This window comes from Variovorax sp. GW821-FHT10C12, from assembly GCF_059415405.1.
Genome location: NZ_JBWKNE010000006.1, coordinates 1 through 19700 on the forward strand (window position 1 = coordinate 1; position 19700 = coordinate 19700).

Consider the following 19700-nt stretch of genomic DNA (forward strand, 5'->3'; position numbering starts at 1 on the left):
GCCGTGGGCGTGGCGGCAGGCGCGCGCCGCACGCTGATCGCCAACCAGGTCGTGAGCGACGAAGACCTCGCAGGCATCCAGCTGCTGCTGGCCGACCACGCGGACCTGCGCATCGTGTTCCTGGTCGACTCGCTCGCACAGCTGGCGCTGATCGAAGACTGGTCGAAGCTCAATCCTGCGAGCGTGCCCTTCGAGGTGATGCTCGAGATCGGCATCGACGGCGCACGCACGGGTTGCCGCACGCATGCGGAAGCGGTCGCCGTGGCCAGTGCAGTGCGTGCCAGCAGCGCCGCGAAGCTGGTGGGCATCGAGAGCTACGAAGGCCTGAATGCCACCGGGTCCACCGAACAGGACACCGCCTTCGCCAAGGCCCTGATGGACCGGATCGAAGCCGTCGCGCGTCATTGCGACACGCAGCAACTCTTCGAGACCGACGAGGTGCTGGTCTCGGCCGGCGGCTCGGCGATCTTCGACCTCGTGGCCGGGCGGCTCAAGCCTGCGCTGGGTTCGCCGGTGCGCGGCCTCTTGCGTTCGGGCTGCTACGTCACGCACGACCATGGCTTCTACAAGCGCATGGTGAATGTGGCGGATGAGCGCATGGGTTGCGAGTGCGGCGAAGGGCTGACGCCGGCGATGGAGGTCTGGGCCAACGTGCAGTCGCGGCCCGAGCCGGGACTGGCGATTCTCTCGGTCGGCAAGCGCGACATCTCTTTCGACATGTCGATGCCCATCCCCATTGCACACGCGGCACGCGGTGCATTGCAGTCGCATGCGGTGCCCGCCAGCTGGAAGGTGACCGCGCTGAACGACCAGCACGCCTACCTGCGCTGGGACGCGAACGACGAAGCGCAGGCACCGGTCGTCGGCGACCGTGTCGGCCTGGGCATCTCGCACCCCTGCACCACCTTCGACAAGTGGCACTGGATGCCCGTGGTCGAGAACGACTACCGCGTGAGCGATGCGGTCGTGATTCATTTCTGAGCAAGGCAACGCCTCCCCCATGAACACACAGAAGAACAGCGCGACGCTGCTCGAAGGCGGCCTCGTGGTCGACGGCTCGGGCGGCCCTTCGTGGCCCGGTGACGTGCTGCTGCAGGGCGACCGCATCCTGGCGCTCGGCGAAGGCCTGCGCACGCGGCTGCCCGAGGGGCTGGACATTGCAGATATCGAGGTGGTCGACTGCCGCGGCAAGGTGATCGCGCCCGGCTTCATCGACGCCCACACGCATGACGACGCCATCGTGCTGCGCGATCCGCTGTGCCTGCCCAAGGTGTCGCAGGGCATCACGACCGTGGTCACGGGCAACTGCGGCATCTCGCTGGCACCGTACCGCACGCCGCAGTCGAAGCCGCCGCTCACGCTGCTGGGCGCGGATTCGTTCCAGCACGCGACCATGGCCGAGTACCGCGCGGCGGTCGATGCGGTGCAACCGGCACTCAACGTGGCAGCCCTCGTGGGCCACACCACGCTGCGCTTCGCGGCCATGCAGGCGCTCGACCGGCCCGCCGATGGCGACGAGCTGGCGCGCATGGAAGCGCTGCTCGACGACTGCATGGCCGCCGGTGCGCACGGCCTGTCATCGGGCCTGTTCTACGAAGAAGCCTTTGCCGCGCCGGCCGAAGAGGTCACCGCGCTTGCGCGCGTCGTGGCACGCCATGGCGGCGTCTACGCCACGCACCTGCGCAGCGAGATGCAGCAGATCATCGAGGCGATGCACGAGGCCGGCGACTCGGCGTTCGAAGCCGGCGTGCCCTTGATCATCTCGCACCACAAATGCGCAAGCCCGGCCAACTGGGGCCGCACGAAGGAGACCCTGCCGCTGATCGACGCCCTGTCGCAGCGCCAGGAGATCGCGATGGACGTCTATCCCTACGTGGCCGGCTCCACCGTATTGCGCGAGGACATGGTGGACGGCGTCATCGACGTGCTGCTGACCTGGTCCGAGCCCCACCCGGAGATGACCGGGCGCCTCATCGCCGACATCGCGCGCGAATGGGGCACGACGGAGCAGGAGGCCAGCCTGCGCCTGAAGCCCGGTGGTGCGTGCTATTTCCTGATGCAGGAAGAAGACGTGGAGCGCGTCATCGCGCATCCGCGCAGCATGATCGGCAGCGACGGCCTGCCGCATGACCGCCATCCGCACCCGCGCCTGTGGGGCGCGTTCCCGCGCGTGTTTGCGCGCTACTGGCGCCAGCGCAAACTCTTCACGCTGGAGCAGGCGGTGCACAAGATGACGGGCATGACGGCGCGCAACCTGCGCATCGCCGACCGCGGCCTGCTGCGTGTCGGCACCATGGCCGACGTGGTGGTGTTCGACCCCGAGACCATCACCGACACGGCCACCTACGACCAGCCGCTGGGCGTGAGCGAAGGGATCGAACGCGTGTTCGTGAACGGCGTGCTCGCCTACCGAGACGCGAACGAGGCGCGCGTGCTCGCGCGCGCGGGGCGCATGCTGACACGGCAATCACGCGCCGCGAACTGAGCGTCGCCGCGCCCCTTCCCCGCCATCCCGTAGAGTGCACGCATGATCGAATCCACCACCCTTCGGTACTTCTACGAGGTCGCGGCCTTCGGCTCGGTGCGCGTGGCGGCGGAAAAGCTCTTCGTGGCCCAGAGCGCCGTGAGCCGGCAGATCGCGCTGCTGGAAGACGAACTGGGCGTGCCCGTCTTCGAGCGCCACGCACGGGGCATGGCGCTGACCGCGGCCGGCGAACTGCTGCTGCGCTATGCGCAGGACAACAAGACGCAGCTGGCCGACCTGAAGGGCCAGATCCACGAGTACGAGACGCTGGCCAAGGGGCACGTGCGGGTGGGCTGCGTGGAAGGCATCCTCCACGGCCTGCTCACCAGCTTCATGCCGAGCTTCATCCGCACGCACCCGGGCATCACCTTCTCGCTCGATCTCATGGGCTCGCATGCGGTGGGCGAGTCGGTGGCGGAGCACAAGTACGACCTGGGCATTCTGTTCGGCGCCTCGCCGCGCCCCGACCTCATCGAGCTGCAGAAGATCGAGCAGCCGCTGTGCGTGATCGCTTCGACGCAGCATCCCCTGGCACAACAGCGCAGCTGCACGCTCGCGGAAGTCGCCGACGCGCCCCTGGCGTTGCCCGACCGCTCCTTCGGCCTGCGCCAGCTGGTCGACCGCGTCAGCTCCAAGGGCAAGTTCAAGCTGAACATCGCGGTCGAGACGAATTCGCTGTCCTTCGCGAGCCGGCTGGTCGCGGAGTCAGACCTCATCACCTTCCAGCCGAGCGACGTGGTCGCCCCGCTGATCGAGGCCGGCAAGGTGGTGGCCATTCCGCTCACCGATGCGTCGCTGCGCTCGGCGCGCGCCACGCTGGTGGCGAGCTATTCCCGGCGCCTGTCGCTCGCGGCCAATCACCTGTCGCAGTCGCTGATCGCCTACATGCAGGGGTGGCAGCGACCCGTGAAGCCGGGGCGCGCCACCGCCGCTCGCACGCCCGCCAGGGGAAAGCCGGAGTAGTCCCCGCGCGCGGGATCGTCGGCATCGAAGGGCTCAACCCGGCAGCGTGACCGTGATCATCTTGATCTCGGTCATCGCCTCCAGCGTGTGCATGCCGCCCAGCCGGCCGATGCCGCTCTTCTTGCCGCAGCCGCCGCCAAAGGGCAGGTGGATTTCCCACCAGGTGGTGCCCGCGTTGATGTTGACGATGCCTGCGGGGATCGCCTTGGCCATGGCGATGCCGCGGCCGATGTCTTGCGTGAAGACGCCCACCGAGAGGCCGTAGTCGTTCTGCATGGCCAGCGCCAGGGCCTGCGCTTCGTCCTGGAAGGCGATGACCGGCACGACGGGGCCGAAGGTTTCTTCGCGGCACAGCCGCATGTCGGGCGTGACGTCGCGCACCACGGTGGGCTCGAAGAAGAGGTCGCTGCCCAGGTCCGGCCGCGCGCGGCCGCCGCACAGTACGCGTGCACCCTGTGCAACGGCATCGTCCACATGCGCGCGCACCTTGGCCGCCACCTGGGCGTTGTTGAGCGGCCCCATGGTCGTGGCGGGATGCAAGGGATCGCCCAGCACCTGCTCGGCGGCCTTGGCGACCAGCCTGTCGCAGAGGCGGTCGACCACGCTGGCATGGGCCAGCACGCACCCTGTCGCCGCGCACACCTGCCCGGCATTGAAGAACGCGCCGCCTGCCGCTGCAGCGGCTGCCGCATCGAGGTCGGCGTCCTCGAAAACGATCACAGGCCCGTTGCCTCCGAGCTCGAGCAGCAGGGGCTTTCCGGCACCTCGCGGCGATGCGCTGGCCCGTCGCGGTGCTGCCGGTGAAGGTGATGGCGGTCACGTCCGGGTGCACAACCACCGCATCGCCCACGGTCGCGCCCTCGCCGATCACCAGATTGAGAACGCCTGCGGGCAGGCCGGCCTTTTCGATGGCCGCCATCAGCGCGCAGGCCACGAGCGCGGTGGACGGCGCAGGCACCCAGACGAGGGTGTTGCCGGTGGCGATGCCGGGGGCGATGTATTCCACCGGGATGTTGACCGGGAAGTTCCAGGGCGTGATGACGCCGTACACGCCGCGCGGCTGCCGCAGGGTCATGACGAGCTTGCCCGGGTCTTCCGCCGGCAGCGTCTTGCCGCCCATCTGCTTGACGAGTTCGGCGGCAAGCCGGAAGCCGTCGGCGGCCTTGGCGACTTCGCCCTGCGCCTCGGCCAGGACCTTACCCTGCTCGCACGACAGCGTGTGCGCGAGGGCCTCGCGCGCGGCATCGACCTCGGCCGCGATCGCCATGCATATCGCGGCGCGTTCGAACACCGGCGTGGCGGCCCAATCGGAGGCCGCGGCCTTGGCGGCGGCGACGGCCGCGTCCGCCGTCTCGCGGGTCGAGCGGGGCACGGTGGCGATGGTGTCGCCGTTGGCCGGGTTGATCACCGGCAGGGTGTCGACGGGGGTCGACCAGCGCCCGCCGATGAAATTTCCCGTTTCGACTTCGGACATGCAGTGGCGGCTCATGGCCTAGCCGTACGAATACGCGATCGACGCGGCATGGCGTTGGCCTTCGCTGCCGCCGGCACGCGCGTCCACGGTGGACGCGGACGGCCTGTACCCGGCCGGCGCCGGGGCTGCGACGCCCACATGGCGCTCGGTCTGCGCATCGAAGCAATGGGTCGATGCAGCCTCGCGGACCTGCAGGTGCACGAGGTCGCCGGGCTTGAGGGCCACGCGATCGTGCACGGAGACGCACCAGGGCGTCTCGCTGCCCGCCACGGTGCCGTAGATCTGCGTCTTGTCGCCCGTCGACTCCGTGAGGATCACGCGCAACGCCAGTCCTTCCGGGGCCAACTGCAGATGCTCGGGCCGCAGCCCCAGCAGCACGTGCTGTCCATCGGCCAGCAGCGGCGTGCACCCGGACGTGGGCAGGTCCCAAGCCTGCCCGTCGGGCAGCGCGAGCCAGGTGCGGCCGTGTGCGCGATGCACCTGCCCCTGCGTGAAGTTCATGGCGGGCGAGCCGATGAAGCCCGCCACGAAGCGGTTGACCGGGCGGTCGTAGAGCTCGAGCGGCGCACCGACCTGCTCCACCCGGCCGGCGCGCATCACGACGATGCGGTCGGCCATGGTCATGGCTTCCACCTGGTCGTGCGTGACGTAGACCATGGTGTTGCCCAGGCGCTGGTGCAGGGCCTTGATCTCGGCGCGCATCTGCACGCGCAGCTGCGCATCCAGGTTGGACAGCGGCTCGTCGAAGAGGAACAGCGCGGGCTCGCGCACCACGGCGCGGCCCATGGCGACGCGCTGGCGCTGTCCGCCCGAGAGCGCGCGCGGCAGGCGGTCCAGGTAGGGCGTGAGGTTGAGCAGGCTGGCGGCTTTTTCGATGCGCGGGCGGAAGTCGCTTTCGGCCTCGCCGCGCGTGCGCGGTCCGAAGGCGATGTTCTCGTAGACCGACAGGTGCGGGTAGAGCGCATAGCTCTGGAACACCATCGAGATGTTGCGCTTTTGCGGCGACAGGTCGTTGGCCCGTGCACCGCCGATGCGCAGCTCACCGCCGCTGATGGGCTCCAGCCCCGCGATCATGCGCAGCAGCGTCGATTTGCCGCAGCCCGAGGGGCCGACCAGCACGACGAACTCGCCGTGGGCAATGTCCAGGTCGATGCCGTGCACGACGGGCACGCCCGCGAAATCCTTGCGCAGTTGCTTGAGTTGAACCTGAGCCATGGAGTCTCCTTGTCTTTGTGGAAGTGAGTCGCCGGCTCAGTAGTCTTCGACCGTGATCTCGCGGGCCATGGGCAGGATGCCCGCCATGAGGCCCGCATCCACCGGCAACGCCACGCCCGTGATGACGCGCGCGGCGGGCGACGCCAGGAAGAGCACGGCATCGGCCACGTCGTCGGGTGTCGCGAAGTCGCCCAGCGGGTACCACTTCTTCAGCTGCTCGAACACCCGCGGGTTCTTGTCGGCGCGCGCCTGCCAGGCGGGCGTCTTGACGGTGCCCGGCAGCACGATGTTGGCGCGGATGCCATAGGCGCCCAGCTCCATCGCGAGCGAGCGGGTGTAGCTGACCAGCGCCGCCTTGGCCGCGCTGTAGGCCGGGTGGCCGAGCGTGGTCAGCGCGTTGACCGAGCCGATGAGCACCAGCTGCCCGCTGCGGCGCTCGACCATGGCGTGGCGCACCGCCTCCACGCAATGGAACGCGCCGTTGAGGTTGAGCTGGATGTCGGCCTGCCAGTCCTGCGGGGTGGTCTTGCGCACCGTCGGCCCGCGCGCGGCGCCCACGTTCGACACCAGCACATCCACCGGGCCGACCGTGGCGACGGCCGCGGCCACCCTCTCGCACAGGCCTGCGCAGTCGGTGACGTCCGCCACCAAAGGATGCAACCGCGCCAGGTCGTCGGCGCTCACGCCCTGCCCGGCCAACACGGCCGCCAGGCCTTCCAGTGCACCCGCGTCGTGGTCCAGCGCGATCAGCCGGTCGCCGGCCTGCAGCACGCGGCGGCACAGGGCCTGGCCGATGCCGCCGGCGGCGCCCGTGACCAGCGTCACGCGCCGGGACGGCGCGTGGGGATGAACCGAAGACGGAGTCGAAATTGATGTGTCCACGCAATGCGCCCTGTGAATTGCCAATACCTCTCCCGACCGGGCGGCAATGAATTACCGCGCGCAATTCGAGCTCGAATTTTGAAGCGTACAGGACGCCGCCGGAATTTGGCCTTCAATATTTCGCAGGCAGGGTTCTGTTTTTTAGAAATCGAGGGTTAGCTCTATCTATGGCGTCATTCGACCGACTCGTAAGATAAAAAAGCGAAAGCATTGATCGCAGCAGATCCCGACGTGTATTCAATTAATTTTCAATCACTTCACTAGGAATTAAATATGAAAAAACGAAATACAACTCTATTGGCAGGCGCAATTCTTCTGGGTCTTTCCTCCCTCACGGCCCAGGCGGGAAATATCCGCATCGCCATGTCCAGCTACAGCGACAACACACGCCCCTGGCTGGAGGCGCTGGCCCGGGACTACGAAAAGGCCAACCCGGGAGACAAGGTCAAGGTCGAGGTGGGAAGTTGGGAGAACATGCAGCAGAAACTGCAGGCGGAAATCGCCAGCAACAACCCGCCCGACCTGGCCCACGTCGCGACCCGCTGGGTGGGCGATTTCGTGAACGACGGCCTGGTGGAGCCGGTCGACAATTACGCCAATGCGGCGTTCAAGGATCAATTTATTCCGGCATTTCTGAAGGCCGGCAATATCAATGGCAAGCCTTATGCGCTGCCTATTGCGGCCAGCGTGCGCGCCATGTTCTATAACAAGGAAATGCTGAGCAAGGCAGGCTTTCCCAATGGCCCCAAGACCTGGGACGACGTGATTGCCGCCGCGAAAAAGATCAAGGCCACGGGCGCCTACGGCTATGGCATCCAGGGCAAGGACCTGGATACCGACACTTATTTCTACTATGCGCTGTGGAGCATGGGGGGCGACGTGCTCGATGCGGGCAACAAGGCCGCCTTCAATTCGCCGACCGGCGTGAAAGCCGCCACGCTTTACAAAAGCATGATCGACCAGGGCCTGACCGAGCCCGGCGTGGCCGGCAACACGCGCTACGACCTGCACAACCTGTTCAAGCAGGGGCGACTGGGCATGGTCATTTCGCTGCCGCCGCTGGCCAAGGAAATCGCCAAGGACGCGCCGCAACTGAAATACGGCATCACCGGCGTGCCCAATGGCGGCAAGGACATCACCTTCGGCGTGACCGATTCGATCATGATGTTCAAGACCTCGAAGAACAAGGAAACCGCCCAGAAATTCCTGAACTTCATGTTCTCGAAAACCGCGCGGCTGAAGTTCGACCAGGGCGAAGGCTTCATGCCAGTGACGCGCGAGGTGGCCAACGACCCCGTGTTCAAGGACGACCCGGTGCTCTCCGAGTTCGTGACCCTGCTGCCCAACGCGCGCTTCGCCCCGCTGGTCGCCGGCTGGGAAGACTCGGCGCAGGCCGTCACCAACGCGCTGCAGGCCATCTACCAGGGCAAGGCGGAACCGAAGGCGGCGCTGGACAAGGCCGCGGCCGAAGCCAACACCAAGCTCAACAAGAAGTAAGCAAGCCCCGGGGCGCAGCCCTGGGCTGCGCCAGCTTTTCGCGTGTCGCACCACGTCTATTCCGATCGAATTGCCCTATGCAGAATCCCGTTCGAGGCCCTGCCCTGGCTTGGGGGCTGATTGCGCCGAGCCTGTTGCTCACCCTCTTCATCCTGGCCTACCCGCTGTCCACCCTGGTGTTCCAGTCGGTGCACGACATCTCGCGCTTCGGCCTGCTGCGGGCCTTCAACGGCCTGGACAACTTTCGCACCGTGTTCACCGATCCGGTGTTCGCCCATGTGGTGTGGCGCACGGTGCAATGGACGGTGTGCGTGGTCGGTGGCGCGGTGCTGTGCGCTGTGCCGATCGCACTCATCCTGCAGCAGGATTTCTATGGCCGGGGCGTGGCGCGCACGATCGTGATGCTGCCCTGGGCAGTGTCGCTGACCATGACGGCCATCGTCTGGACCTGGTCCTTCAACGGCCAGTACGGCATGGTCAATGCGAGCCTCGCGATGGTCGGGATCATCCAGGAGCCGATCAACTGGCTGGCCGACGGACAGCTCGCGTTCTGGGTCGAGGTGGGCGTGGGCATCCTGGTGTCCATTCCCTTCACCGTCACCATCTTCCTGGGCGGGCTGTCGTCGGTGTCGCAGGACATCTACGAGGCGGCCGGCATCGAGGGCGCGTCGCGCTGGCAGCAGTTTCGCCGGCTCACGCTGCCGCTGCTCAAGCCCTTCATCCACATGGCGATCGTGCTGAACGTGATCTACGTCTTCAACTCGTTCCCCATCATCTGGATCATGACGCAGGGCGGGCCGGACAACGCCACGCACATCCTCGTCACCTGGCTCTACCAGCTGGGCTTTCGCCTGGGCCGGCCCGGTGAGGCGGCCGCCATTTCGCTCGTGATGCTGGCCTTGCTGCTGGCCTTCACCGTGTTCTACCTGCGCCTGCAAAAGCGCCAGTCCGCGAAGGCCGCCGCATGATCCGCTCCGACAAACTCGTGCGCAGCCTCTGGTGCTGGCTGCTGCTCGCGCCGCTGGTGGTCGTGGTCATCTTTCCGCTCGCGGTGATGTTCTTCACGGCGCTCAAGCCGGCGTCCGAGATCTACGTCTATCCGGCGCGCTGGCTGCCGCAGCAGTGGCAGTGGAGCAACTTCTCCGCCATGTGGACCCAGACCGGGTTCGGGCGCGCGCTGCTGAACAGCCTGCTGGTGTCGCTCTCTGCGACCGTGCTGACGATTGCCGTCAGCGTGCCTTCCGCCTACGCGCTGGCGCGCCTGAAGTTTCGCGGCCAGGGCGGCTACCGGCAGTTCCTGCTCATCACGCAGATGATCTCGCCCGTGCTGCTGGTGGTGGGCCTGTTCAAGATGGCGGCCAGCCTGCCCTGGTTCGAGGGCGGCAACATGACCGACTCGCGCCTGTCCGTGGTGGTGGCCTATGGCGCCTTCGGCATTGCCTTTGCCGTCTGGATGATGACCTCCTACTTCGAGACCATTCCGCGCGACCTGGAGGAGTCGGCCTGGCTCGAAGGCTCGGGCCCGGTGCGCACGGTCTGCAAGGTGTTCCTGCCGCTGGCCTTGCCGGCCATGGCGGTCACGGCGCTGGTCACCTTCGTCAATGCGTGGAACGAGTTCGCGGTGGTCTACACGCTGATCCGCTCCACGGAAAAGCAGACGCTGACCGTGCTCGTCACCAACATGGTCGCGGGCCAGTACGTGGTGCAGTGGGAGCTGGTGATGGCCGCCGCCATCTGCGCCGTGGTCCCGGTCGCCATCCTGTTTGCGTGGATGCAGCGCTACATGGTGCAGGGCTTGACCGCGGGCTCGGTCAAATAGCGACCGCAGCGGCATCACAGCCCGCTGCTACCCGCTGCGCCCGCCCCCTTCGAATAATGCGGTGACGGCCGGCGCGCACCCTGCGCAGGCCGGTTTCGCTACACCTCATCCGAAGGAGACAAACCCGATGGCTCGCAAGATCCTGATGCTCTGCGGCGACTACGCCGAAGACTACGAAACCATGGTGCCGTTCCAGACCCTGCTGGCCGTCGGCCACACCGTGCATGCGGTGGCGCCCGACAAGAAGGCCGGCGACTGGGTGCACACCGCCATCCACGACTTCGAAGGCGCGCAAACCTACAGCGAGAAGCCGGGCCACCGCTTCACGCTGAACGCGACCTTCGACGACGTGCGCCCCGAGGCCTACGACGCGCTCGTGATCCCTGGCGGCCGTGCGCCCGAGTACCTGCGCATGCACCCCCGCGTGGTGGAGATCGCGCGCCACTTCCTGGCCACCGACAAGCCGGTGGCCGCCGTCTGCCACGGCGCGCAGCTGCTCGCGGCCACGGGCCTCATCAAGGGCCGCAAGGTGTCGGCGTATCCGGCCTGCCAGGTCGAGGTGGAGCTGGCCGGCGCCGAGTACATGGGCATCCCGGTCGACCAGGCCGTGACCGACCGCAACCTCGTCACCGCACCGGCCTGGCCGGCGCATCCGGCGTGGCTGTCGCAGTTCCTGGTGGTGCTGGGCACCCGCATCGAACACTGAGCTGACGAAAGTGCGTGGGCGGCGCTACAGTGCCGCGTCGCCCCGATTCACCCCGCCTCTCGAGGAGATGGCCCATGTGCGAAGTCTTCATCAGCGCCGATCCGCAAAGCTACGACGCGCGCACGCGCTCGGTGCGGCTGCACGGCGTGGTCACCAGCATCCGGCTCGAGAACCTGTTCTGGCAGGTGCTCGAGGAGATCGCGCAGCGCGACGGCATGGCCGTGGTGCAGCTCATCGAGCGGCTGTACGACGAGCTGGTGGCGGCGCGCGGCGAGGTCGGCAACTTCGCGTCGTTCCTGCGGGTGTGCGCGCTGCGCTACGAGGCGATGGTGGCGCAGGGGCGGATTCCGGCCGACACGTCGGTCGCGATCCGCTCGCTCGATGCGAACGCCGTGCTGCATGAACTGCCGCAGGGGTGGGGACGGCCGTCGCCCGCGCAGCCGTCAAGCGAGACGCGCGTGCGCACGCTCCACGCTGTCGTACGGCGGCATGCGTAGACGCCGCCCGGCGCACGAGATCACCAGCGCATCTTCACGCCGACGCTCGCATTCACCCCGCTCTTGATACGCGAGTCGCCGCCGGAGCCCGCCCATAGCTTGCCCAGCTCCACATACACGCTCGTGTTCTCGGCCACCTGGAGCGTGGCCCCTGCCGCCAGCTCGGTGCTGCGGCCGCCGGTGCGCGTCGCGATGTCCGTGACACCGGCCGGGCCGACAAAGCGGGTGACGTCGGTGCCGCTGCTGCTGCGGTAGAGGTTGACCCGCACATAGGGCTGCAGCAGCCCGGCGCTGGTGACGAACTCGCCCTTCACGCGCAGACCGGCGCGTGCCTGCCAGCCGTTGTGGCTCTTCTGCTGCACGAGGGCGCCGGAGATGCCCGTGTCGCCCAGGCTCACGCGCTGGTGCACCAGCTGCACCTGCGGCTCGAGGGTCCAGTTCGGCGCAATGGGAATCGACTTCCCCACCTCGATCGACGCCAGCAGGCTGTTGCCCTTGCCGCCCCGGGACAGGCCCAGCGCGGGCATGGCGCTGTAGCGGTGGCGCCCGGCCTGCAGCACGCCGTCGACGTACACGCCGCTGGGGCTGTGTGTCCAGGTGGCATAGGCGCCCAGGAACTCGCTCTTCTGGTTGTTGCTGCCCACCCCGAGGTTCGCCAGACCGCTGGCAAAGCCGTTCACGCGCATGTCGCCGTCGAGCTGGCCGACGTACACGCCCGCGCGCCAGTCGGGGGTGGCCCACAGGTCGGTGCCGGCCTGGAAGCCCGTGAGGCGCCCCTTGCTCGTGGGGCTCACGGTGCCGCCCTGCCCGATGGTGCGGTCGGTGCTGATGATGCGCCCCCACGCCTCGCGGTAGCCCTGCGCGGGCTTGGCCGGGTTCGCGCCCGCGACGAGGTCCTCGCCCATGCGCAGGCGCCTGTTGCCGAGCATCGCGAAGCTGGCCTGGCGCAGCTGCTCGGGCAGCGCGGCGTACAGCGGCACTTCGGCGCGGTAGGTGGGCACGACGAGCACGGGCACGCCGCCTGCGCCGCCGGTGCCCGAGCCGCCACCGCCGGCAGACGGCGTGACGGGCGTCACCGGCGTGACGGGGGTGACTGGCGTGGCTGTCGAGCGCAGGTACCAGTTCTCGCCCGCGCCGGTGGCGTCGGCCGCATGCAGCCGGTACTCGTAGGCGCCCGCATCGACGTGCGCGCCGGCCAGCACGAACGCGCTCTTGGTGGTCTGCGCGGTGGTGGTCGCGCCGTTGAGGGCGCTGATCACCTCGATGCCGTTGCCGGTGGTGAGCGCGCCCAGGCCGCCCAGGTTGGTGATCTGCACATTCGTCGTGCCGCTGGCGACGGCGGTGGCGCCGCTCAGGATGAGCCGGTCGCTCGCGCTCGCGCTGCCGCCCAGCGCGGTCCCCAGTCGCAGCGTGCCGCCGTTGCCCACCCAGGGACCGTTGACGGTGAGCGTGGTGCCGGGCACCGCGCCCACCAGCGACACCGTGCCGCTGTGGGCCATCGACGCGAGGGTCTGGCTGTTGCCGGCCAGGTCGAGCGTCGCGCCGGTGGCCACGGTGAAGGGGCTCACGCTGCTGAGCACGTTGGCCGCGCCGGCGCGCAGGGTGCCCGCTGCGACGTTGGTGGCGCCCGAGTGGGTGTCGGCACCGCTCAGCGTCAGCACGCCCGCGCCGATCTTCACGAGATCGCTGGCGCCGGAGATCGCGCCGGTCCATGCCAGGTTGTTCCCGTTGGTGTCGATGGTGCCCGTGCCGCCCAGCAGCAGGGCGTTGCTGACGCTGAGGCCGCTGGCGCCCGCGATGACGCTGGCGGTCGCGCCCGCGCCGATCGAGATCGCGCCCGTCATCGACGAGCCCGTGTTCAGCCGGAGGCTGTTGGCGCCGCCCGTGAACGCGACCGCCGCGGCGCGCGTGATGCCGTCGCCGCCCAGGCCGCCCGTGATGGTTCCGCCGTTGGTCAGCGCAAGGTTGGCGCCCGTCACGCCCGCGCCGCCCACGCCGTTGGCACCGCCCGGGCCGCCGTTGCTGTTGGCCCCACCGACGCCGCCTGCCCCACCGGCGATGGTGCCGGTGTTGGTGAGGGTTGCGCCCGTGCCGGTCGATGCGAGGCCCGCCCCGCCATCGCCGCCGCTGCCTGGTGAGCCGGTCCCGCCCGCTCCACCGCCGGCCGCACCGCCCGCGCCCCCGGCGCCGCCCGTGATCGCGCCGGAGTTGCTGACGGTGACCGCGACGCCCGTCAGCGTCGCGCCGATGCCCCCTGCACCGCCGCCGCCGCCCGAGGCGTTGGCACGGGAGCCCGGCAATTCGGAACCACCCGCGCCACCCGCCCCGCCCGTGAGGGGCCCGGTGTTGGTGAAGCCGAGCCCCGGGTTGGTCGCGTTCAGGTAGAACCCGCCGCCTCCGCTGCCGCCGCCACCGCCCTGCGAGAAGGCGTCGCCGCCCTTGCCACCGGCGCCGCCCGTGGAAGACCCCGTGGCCGTGTAGCTGCCGAGCGGGCCGCTGAGGATCGAGCCGTAGCCGCCCGCGCCGCCGCCGCCGGCGGCCCAGTACCCGTTGCCGCCCGCGCCACCGATGCCGCCGGTGTAGCTGTCGGGCGAGTTGGCCACGTTGTTGCCGATCGACATCCCCTGGAAACCGCCGCCGCCCCCGCCGCCATAGCCGTTGCCATTGCCCGGGTCGCCGGTCTGCGCCTGGCCCGCGCCGCCGGCGTCGCCCTGGAACGCACCGGGGCCGGTGGGCGTGCTGGCGGCGCCGGCCGCGCCGCCGGTGCCCGGCGTGGCACCGCCGAAGCTGCCGATGCTGGCGTTGGCCCCCGCCGTGACGCCGCCCGGCGTCGACGATCCGCCCGCGCCGCCGGATGCATTGACCGTGGTGTCGTTGAGCCCGCCGCTGCCGCCCGTGCCATCGCTGCCGCCGGCGCCCCCGTTCAGCGACGTGTCCCCGACCGGCTGGCCGCCCGCGCCGCCGGCCGCGAGCACCGGCACGACGCAGACCCACAGCGCAGCCGTTGCCGCCGCTGCCGCCACCGCGCGCACGCCGCCCCCGCTGCACGATCGCGCGCGGCCGCGCGCGATTTCCGGCGCGGCCACCCAGGTGCCGACGGTGGGACTCCACAGGGTTCGGAAGATCTTGTTCATGACTTCAACTCCCTTTTCGCCACGGGGCGACGATTTCGGATTTGCAAGTCAAAAATGTAAGAACGGGTGCCAGTTACGTGTATCCCTGCAAGGGGGTACCGTGAAGCGAGAGCGATCTGCCGAAGGCGGGGCCGCGTCGCCTCTGTCAGGGCGTGCGGTAGACGGTCTACCCAGTCACGTATCCATACGTAACATGTGACTTTGGGACAGCACAAATCATTCGGCCGACGCGCCCCAAAAAAAGAAAAGGCACCCTCACGGGTGCCTTGTTCGTTGCAGATGCCGTGCTGAGCGCGAGCGATCAGTCCAGCGACACGTTCGCCTTGCGGATCACGTCGGTGAAGCGCTTCGTCTCCGTCGCCACGAACTGGTCGAACTGCGGGCGCGTGGTGGGGAACGGCTCGTAGCCGAAGCTCTTGAACTTTTCCAGCACGTCGGGTTCGGCCAGGCCCTTCTCGATGTCGCGCTTGATCTTGTCGGTCACCGACGCCGGCAGGCCCTTCGGCACGGCGATGGCGTTCCAGCCGATGACCTCGAAGCCCTTCGGGCCGCCCGATTCGCCCACGGTCGGCACGTCGGGGAAGGCGGCGTTGCGCTGTGGTGCGGCCACGGCCAGGAAGCGCAGCTTGTTGGCGCGCTGCAGCGGGCCGGCGGTGGCGCTGCTGCCCAACGCAAAGGCCAGCTCGCCGGTGGCCACCGAGGTGTACAGCTGCGTGGTTTCCTTGTAGATCACGTGCTCCATCTGCGTGCCGGTGGCCGACTCGAACAGTTCCGAGCCCAGGTGCACCGGGTTGCCGACCGACCACGAGCCGTAGTCGAGCTTGCCGGGGTTGGCCTTGGCGTCGGCGATGAGGTCGCCCACGGTCTTGTACTTGCTGTTGGTCGCGACAGTGAAGAAGAAATACGTCTTGAACAGCGGCAGCAGCGCGTCGAAGTCCTTCGATGCGTCGTAGGGCAGCTTCTTGAACAGCGCCGGGTACGCGGCCAGGTGCACGTTGTCGAGCACGATGATGTCGTGGCCGTCCTTGGCGCCGCGCTTGAAGGCGTCGATGGCGATGAAGCCGTTGCCGCCCGGGCGGTTCTCGACCACCACCGGTTGGCCCCAGGCGCGCGAGAGCTTGTCGGCCACGAGGCGGGCCACGCCGTCCGGGCCACCGCCGACCGGGAACGGCGTGATGATGCGCACGGGCTTGGTCGGGAAAGCTGCAGGCTGCTGTTGTGCCGAAGCGGTCAGCGGCAGCAGGCCGCCCGCGGTCAGGGCCAGCACGGCTGCAGTGAGGGCGCGGCGCGAAAGCGACGAACGGAAGAAGGACATGAGGGAAGTCTCCGGTTTGATGAATCGTTGATGGGTGGGAAGCGGTGCGCCGCCGCTCAGTCGACCGACGCGCCCGAGGCCTTGACGATGCCGGCCCACAGCGCGCTTTCCTTCGCGATGAGCGCGGCGTACTCCGTCGGCCCGCCGAGCAGCGGCACGGCGCCTTCCACGTCCAGGCGCGACTGGAACTCGGCGCCGCCCGCCACCTGCAGCATCTGCGCCGACAGCGTCTTCACGAACGCATCGGGCGTGCCGCGCGGCGCGAGGATGCCGTAGGTGAGCGTGCTCTCGAAGCCCGCGAGTTCGCGCAGGCCCGACTCGGCCACGGTGGGCACGTCGGGCAGCGACGGCAGGCGCTTGGCACCGGTGACGGCAATGGCGCGCAGGCGCCCGCCCTTGACCAGCGCGAGCGCGGGCGGGATGACGCTGAACATCATCTGCACCTGGCCGCCCGCGAGGTCGGTGAGCGCGGGGTTGGTGCCCTTGTAGGGGATGTGATTGATCTTCGTGCCGGTGCGCTGCGCGAAGAGTTCGCCCGTGAGGTGGCCGCCCGTGCCGCTGCCGCTCGAGGCGGAGTCGAGCAGGCCCGGGCGCACCTTGGCCTCCTTGACGAGGTCGGCCACGCTGCGCACCTTCGAGGCGGCGGGCACCACGAGCACGAGCGCGGACGAGGCGAACATGGCCACGGGCACGAGGTCCTTGCGGGCGTCGAACTTCAGGCCCTTGTACAGCGCCGGGTTGATCGACACGGTGCCCGTGTGGCCCAGCAGCAGCGTGCTGCCGTCGGGCGTGCTGCGCACCACCTGCTCGGTGCCGAGGTTGCCGCCCGCGCCGGGCTTGTTGTCGACGATGACGCCCAACTTGCGCACCTCGCCCAGGCCCTTGGCCATCTGGCGCGCGAACACGTCGTTGCCGCCACCGGCCGCAAAGGGCACGACGATGCGGATCGGCTTGCCGTCGGCCTGCTGCTGCGCATGCGCCGGCAGGCCCGCTGCTGCCAGCAAACCCAGCAGCAGCTCGCGTCGGGCGAGACCCATCAGACGCGTTCCAGGATCACGGCAATGCCCTGCCCCACGCCGATGCACATCGTGCACAGCGCGTAGCGGCCGCCGCCCTTGTGCAGCTGGTTCACCGCGGTGGTGGCCAGGCGTGCGCCGCTGGCGCCGAGCGGGTGGCCCAGCGCGATGGCGCCGCCGTTGATGTTCACGCGCGCGTCGTCGTCCTTCAGGCCCAGGAGGCGCAGCACGGCGAGGCCTTGTGCAGCGAAGGCTTCGTTGAGTTCGATGACGTCGATCTGGTCGAGCGTGAGGCCGGTGAGCGCCAGCACCTTCTGCGTGGCGGGCGCCGGGCCGATGCCCATGATGCGCGGCGCGACGCCGGCCGTGGCCATGCCGACCACGCGGGCGCGCGGCGTGAGGCCGTGCTTGGCGGCGCTGGCTTCGTCGGCCAGCAGCAGCGCGCAGGCGCCGTCGTTCACGCCGCTGGCATTGCCGGCGGTGACGGTGCCGTCGGGACGCACGATGGGCTTGAGCTTGGCCAGCGCCTCCAGCGTGGTGTCACGCGGATGCTCGTCCTTGTTGACGATGAGGGCGTCGCCCTTCTTCTGCGGCACGCTCACGGGCACGATCTCGGCGTCGAAGAAGCCGGACTTCTGCGAGGCGACGGCGCGCAGCTGCGAGTTGAGCGCCATCAGGTCTTGCGCTTCGCGCTCGATCTTGTAGTCGGTGGCCACGTTCTCGGCCGTCTCGGGCATCGAGTCGACGCCGTACTGCGCCTTCATGAGCTTGTTGACGAAGCGCCAGCCGATGGTGGTGTCGTACACCGCGTTGTTGCGGCTGAAGGCGCTCTCGGCCTTGGGCATGACGAAGGGCGCGCGGCTCATGCTCTCGACGCCGCCGGCAATCATGAGGCCGGCTTCACCGGCGCGGATGGCGCGCGCGGCGGTGCCCAGTGCATCGAGGCCCGAACCGCACAGGCGGTTGATGGTGCCGCCGCCCACTTCGATCGGCAGGCCCGCGAGCAGCGCCGACATGCGCGCGACGTTGCGGTTGTCTTCGCCGGCCTGGTTGGCGCAGCCGTAGAGCACGTCGCTCACGGCCTGCCAGTCGACGTTCTTGTTGCGCTCGATGAGTGCACGCAGGGGCACGGCGCCGAGGTCGTCGGTGCGCACGCTGCTGAGCGAACCGCCGTAACGGCCGAAGGGGGTGCGGACGGCGTCGCAGATGAAGGCTTGATTGGTCATGTGAGTTGTCTCTTGTCTTGAATGGGTGGAACGGATCAGGCAGCGATCGGCAGGCCGACCAGCTTTTCGAGTTCTTCGCGGCTCAGGCCCTCGACGGTGTCGACGAGCTTCAGGCCCTGCGGCGTGCACTCGAGCGTGGCGAGGTCGGAGTACACACGCTTGACGCAGCCGATGCCGGTGAGCGGATAGGTGCACTCTTGCACCAGCTTGCTCGCGCCCTGCTTGGTGAGCAGATCCATCATGACCCACGTCTGCTTGGCGCCGATGGCCAGGTCCATCGCGCCGCCGACCGCGGGAATGGCGTCTTTTTCGCCCGTGTGCCAGTTGGCGAGATCGCCGGTGGCCGACACCTGGAACGCGCCGAGCACGCAGATGTCGAGGTGACCGCCGCGCATCATCGCGAAGCTGTCCGAGTGGTGAAAGAACGAGCCGCCCGGCAGCAGCGTGACGGGCTGCTTGCCGGCGTTGATGAGGTCGTAGTCTTCTTCGCCGGCCTCGGGCGCGGGGCCCATGCCGAGGATGCCGTTCTCGCTTTGCAGGATGACCTCGCGGCCCTGCGGCAGGTGGTTGGCCACCAGCGTAGGCTGGCCGATGCCGAGGTTGACGACGGCGCCGTCGAAGATGTCTTGTGCCACTCGCGCGGCGAGCTGGTCCTTGGTGCGACGTGTGTATGCCATGGTCATGCTGCCTTCTTGAAGCCGCCGGCCTGCGTGGCGACACGTTCGATGCGCACCACCTGGTGCACGAAGATGCCCGGAGTCACGATGGTCTCGGGGTCGAGGGTGCCGAGCTCGGCGATGTCGTGCACGGTGGCGATGGTCTTCTTCGACGCCATGGCCATCACCGGGCCGAAGTTGCGCGCGGCCTTGCGGTAGACCAGGTTGCCCCAGCGGTCGCCGCGCTCGGCCTTGATGAGTGCCACGTCGCCGTGGATGGGGTACTCGAGCACGTACTGCTTGCCGTCGATCTCGCGTGTTTCGCGGTTGCCTGCGAGCTGCGTGCCATAGCCAGTGGGGCAGAAGAAGGCGCCGATGCCGGCGCCCGCCGCGCGGATGCGCTCGGCGAGGTTGCCCTGGGGCACGAGTTCGAGCTCGAGCTTGCCGCTGCGGTAGAGCCCGTCGAACACCTGGCTGTCGGCCTGGCGCGGAAAGCTGCAGATGATCTTGCGCACGCGGCCGGCCTTGAGCAGCGCCGCCAGGCCCGTCTCTCCGTTGCCTGCGTTGTTGTTGACGACCGTGAGGTCCTTGGCGCCCTGCTCGACGAGGCCGTCGATGAGTTCGCCTGGAATTCCGGCGGTGCCGAAACCGCCGATGAGCACCGTGGCGCCGTCTTGGATGCCTGCCAGGGCATCGGCGACCGAGCGCGCGATCTTGTTGATCATGAAGCTTGTCTCCGGGAGTGAAGAAAGAAACCGAACGGTCCGAACACCCTG

The 19700-nt window shown here is 68.6% G+C and carries 16 protein-coding genes and 1 pseudogene; 8 read left to right on the forward strand and 9 right to left on the reverse strand.

Features of this window, described 5'->3' with window-relative positions; genetic code table 11:
* The 3 genes from AC07OH_RS23050 to AC07OH_RS23060 all read left to right on the forward strand — a co-directional run.
* Positions 1–981 (forward strand): alanine racemase (locus AC07OH_RS23050; protein WP_495302254.1); only part of this gene is annotated, 981 nt, incomplete at its 5' end.
* Between the two features lie 19 nt (positions 982–1000).
* Positions 1001–2485 carry an N-acyl-D-amino-acid deacylase family protein gene (locus tag AC07OH_RS23055; RefSeq protein WP_495302255.1) on the forward strand — a complete coding sequence of 495 codons (1485 nt, stop codon included), beginning with the start codon at positions 1001–1003 and terminating at the stop codon, positions 2483–2485.
* A gap of 42 nt (positions 2486–2527) precedes the next feature.
* A complete protein-coding gene (locus tag AC07OH_RS23060) occupies positions 2528–3487 on the forward strand; it encodes a LysR family transcriptional regulator (protein ID WP_062481526.1) in 960 nt (319 codons plus the stop codon).
* A 33-nt stretch (positions 3488–3520) separates the two neighbouring features.
* Here the strand turns inward: AC07OH_RS23060 and AC07OH_RS23065 are convergent.
* From AC07OH_RS23065 to AC07OH_RS23075, 3 genes and pseudogenes are all read right to left on the reverse strand, one after another.
* Positions 3521–4976: pseudogene (locus tag AC07OH_RS23065) on the reverse strand (aldehyde dehydrogenase family protein).
* Positions 4977–4979: 3 nt separating this feature from the next.
* Entirely contained in the window at positions 4980–6176 is a 1197-nt protein-coding gene (locus AC07OH_RS23070; protein ID WP_495302256.1) for an ABC transporter ATP-binding protein, read from the reverse strand.
* A 36-nt stretch (positions 6177–6212) separates the two neighbouring features.
* Positions 6213–7001, reverse strand: coding sequence for an SDR family oxidoreductase (locus tag AC07OH_RS23075; RefSeq protein ID WP_495302257.1), 789 nt, complete (start codon positions 6999–7001; stop codon positions 6213–6215).
* A 330-nt stretch (positions 7002–7331) separates the two neighbouring features.
* Here AC07OH_RS23075 and AC07OH_RS23080 point away from each other — a divergent pair, with 330 nt between their 5' ends.
* The 5 genes from AC07OH_RS23080 (at position 7332) to AC07OH_RS23100 (ending at position 11577) form a co-directional block, all read left to right on the forward strand.
* On the forward strand, positions 7332–8555 hold the full coding sequence (locus AC07OH_RS23080; protein WP_495302258.1) for an ABC transporter substrate-binding protein: 1224 nt from the start codon (positions 7332–7334) through the stop codon (positions 8553–8555).
* A 77-nt stretch (positions 8556–8632) separates the two neighbouring features.
* Entirely contained in the window at positions 8633–9523 is an 891-nt protein-coding gene (locus AC07OH_RS23085) for a carbohydrate ABC transporter permease (protein WP_307696993.1), read from the forward strand.
* Positions 9520–10374, forward strand: coding sequence for a carbohydrate ABC transporter permease (locus AC07OH_RS23090; RefSeq protein WP_495302259.1), 855 nt, complete (start codon positions 9520–9522; stop codon positions 10372–10374). Before AC07OH_RS23085 ends, AC07OH_RS23090 begins: the two co-directional genes overlap by 4 nt.
* Positions 10375–10501: 127 nt before the next feature.
* Positions 10502–11080: a DJ-1/PfpI family protein gene (locus AC07OH_RS23095; protein WP_153282122.1), complete on the forward strand. Its 579-nt coding sequence runs from the start codon at positions 10502–10504 to the stop codon at positions 11078–11080.
* Positions 11081–11154: 74 nt separating this feature from the next.
* Entirely contained in the window at positions 11155–11577 is a 423-nt protein-coding gene (locus AC07OH_RS23100) for a ribbon-helix-helix domain-containing protein (protein ID WP_341887125.1), read from the forward strand.
* Positions 11578–11597: 20 nt separating this feature from the next.
* Here the strand turns inward: AC07OH_RS23100 and AC07OH_RS23105 are convergent, their stop codons facing one another.
* The 6 genes from AC07OH_RS23105 to AC07OH_RS23130 form a co-directional block, all read right to left on the reverse strand.
* On the reverse strand, positions 11598–14711 hold the full coding sequence (locus AC07OH_RS23105; RefSeq protein ID WP_495302260.1) for an autotransporter domain-containing protein: 3114 nt from the start codon (positions 14709–14711) through the stop codon (positions 11598–11600).
* Between the two features lie 301 nt (positions 14712–15012).
* Complete coding sequence (locus AC07OH_RS23110) at positions 15013–16026, reverse strand: Bug family tripartite tricarboxylate transporter substrate binding protein (RefSeq protein ID WP_495302261.1); 1014 nt, start codon at positions 16024–16026, stop codon at positions 15013–15015.
* Between the two features lie 56 nt (positions 16027–16082).
* Positions 16083–17063, reverse strand: coding sequence for a Bug family tripartite tricarboxylate transporter substrate binding protein (locus AC07OH_RS23115; RefSeq protein ID WP_495302262.1), 981 nt, complete (start codon positions 17061–17063; stop codon positions 16083–16085).
* Complete coding sequence (pcaF, locus tag AC07OH_RS23120; RefSeq protein WP_070062661.1) at positions 17063–18268, reverse strand: 3-oxoadipyl-CoA thiolase; 1206 nt, start codon at positions 18266–18268, stop codon at positions 17063–17065. Before pcaF ends, AC07OH_RS23115 begins: the two co-directional genes overlap by 1 nt.
* Before the next feature lie 35 nt (positions 18269–18303).
* Positions 18304–18951 (reverse strand): 3-oxoacid CoA-transferase subunit B, encoded by a 648-nt coding sequence (locus AC07OH_RS23125; protein ID WP_095746742.1) that lies wholly within the window; start codon positions 18949–18951, stop codon positions 18304–18306.
* Positions 18948–19649: a 3-oxoacid CoA-transferase subunit A gene (locus tag AC07OH_RS23130; protein WP_119552256.1), complete on the reverse strand. Its 702-nt coding sequence runs from the start codon at positions 19647–19649 to the stop codon at positions 18948–18950. The genes AC07OH_RS23125 and AC07OH_RS23130 overlap by 4 nt, the downstream gene beginning before the upstream one ends.
* Positions 19650–19700: the final 51 nt, after the last annotated feature.

Coding starts and splice junctions, on each gene's coding strand:
- AC07OH_RS23055 (WP_495302255.1), top strand. CDS start 1,001: ATGAACACACAGAAGAACAGCGCGACGCTGCTCGAAGGCGGCCTCGTG.
- AC07OH_RS23060 (WP_062481526.1), top strand. CDS start 2,528: ATGATCGAATCCACCACCCTTCGGTACTTCTACGAGGTCGCGGCCTTC.
- AC07OH_RS23070 (WP_495302256.1), bottom strand. CDS start 6,176: ATGGCTCAGGTTCAACTCAAGCAACTGCGCAAGGATTTCGCGGGCGTG.
- AC07OH_RS23080 (WP_495302258.1), top strand. CDS start 7,332: ATGAAAAAACGAAATACAACTCTATTGGCAGGCGCAATTCTTCTGGGT.
- AC07OH_RS23085 (WP_307696993.1), top strand. CDS start 8,633: ATGCAGAATCCCGTTCGAGGCCCTGCCCTGGCTTGGGGGCTGATTGCG.
- AC07OH_RS23090 (WP_495302259.1), top strand. CDS start 9,520: ATGATCCGCTCCGACAAACTCGTGCGCAGCCTCTGGTGCTGGCTGCTG.
- AC07OH_RS23095 (WP_153282122.1), top strand. CDS start 10,502: ATGGCTCGCAAGATCCTGATGCTCTGCGGCGACTACGCCGAAGACTAC.
- AC07OH_RS23100 (WP_341887125.1), top strand. CDS start 11,155: ATGTGCGAAGTCTTCATCAGCGCCGATCCGCAAAGCTACGACGCGCGC.
- AC07OH_RS23105 (WP_495302260.1), bottom strand. CDS start 14,711: ATGAACAAGATCTTCCGAACCCTGTGGAGTCCCACCGTCGGCACCTGG.
- AC07OH_RS23110 (WP_495302261.1), bottom strand. CDS start 16,026: ATGTCCTTCTTCCGTTCGTCGCTTTCGCGCCGCGCCCTCACTGCAGCC.
- AC07OH_RS23115 (WP_495302262.1), bottom strand. CDS start 17,063: ATGGGTCTCGCCCGACGCGAGCTGCTGCTGGGTTTGCTGGCAGCAGCG.
- pcaF (WP_070062661.1), bottom strand. CDS start 18,268: ATGACCAATCAAGCCTTCATCTGCGACGCCGTCCGCACCCCCTTCGGC.
- AC07OH_RS23125 (WP_095746742.1), bottom strand. CDS start 18,951: ATGACCATGGCATACACACGTCGCACCAAGGACCAGCTCGCCGCGCGA.
- AC07OH_RS23130 (WP_119552256.1), bottom strand. CDS start 19,649: ATGATCAACAAGATCGCGCGCTCGGTCGCCGATGCCCTGGCAGGCATC.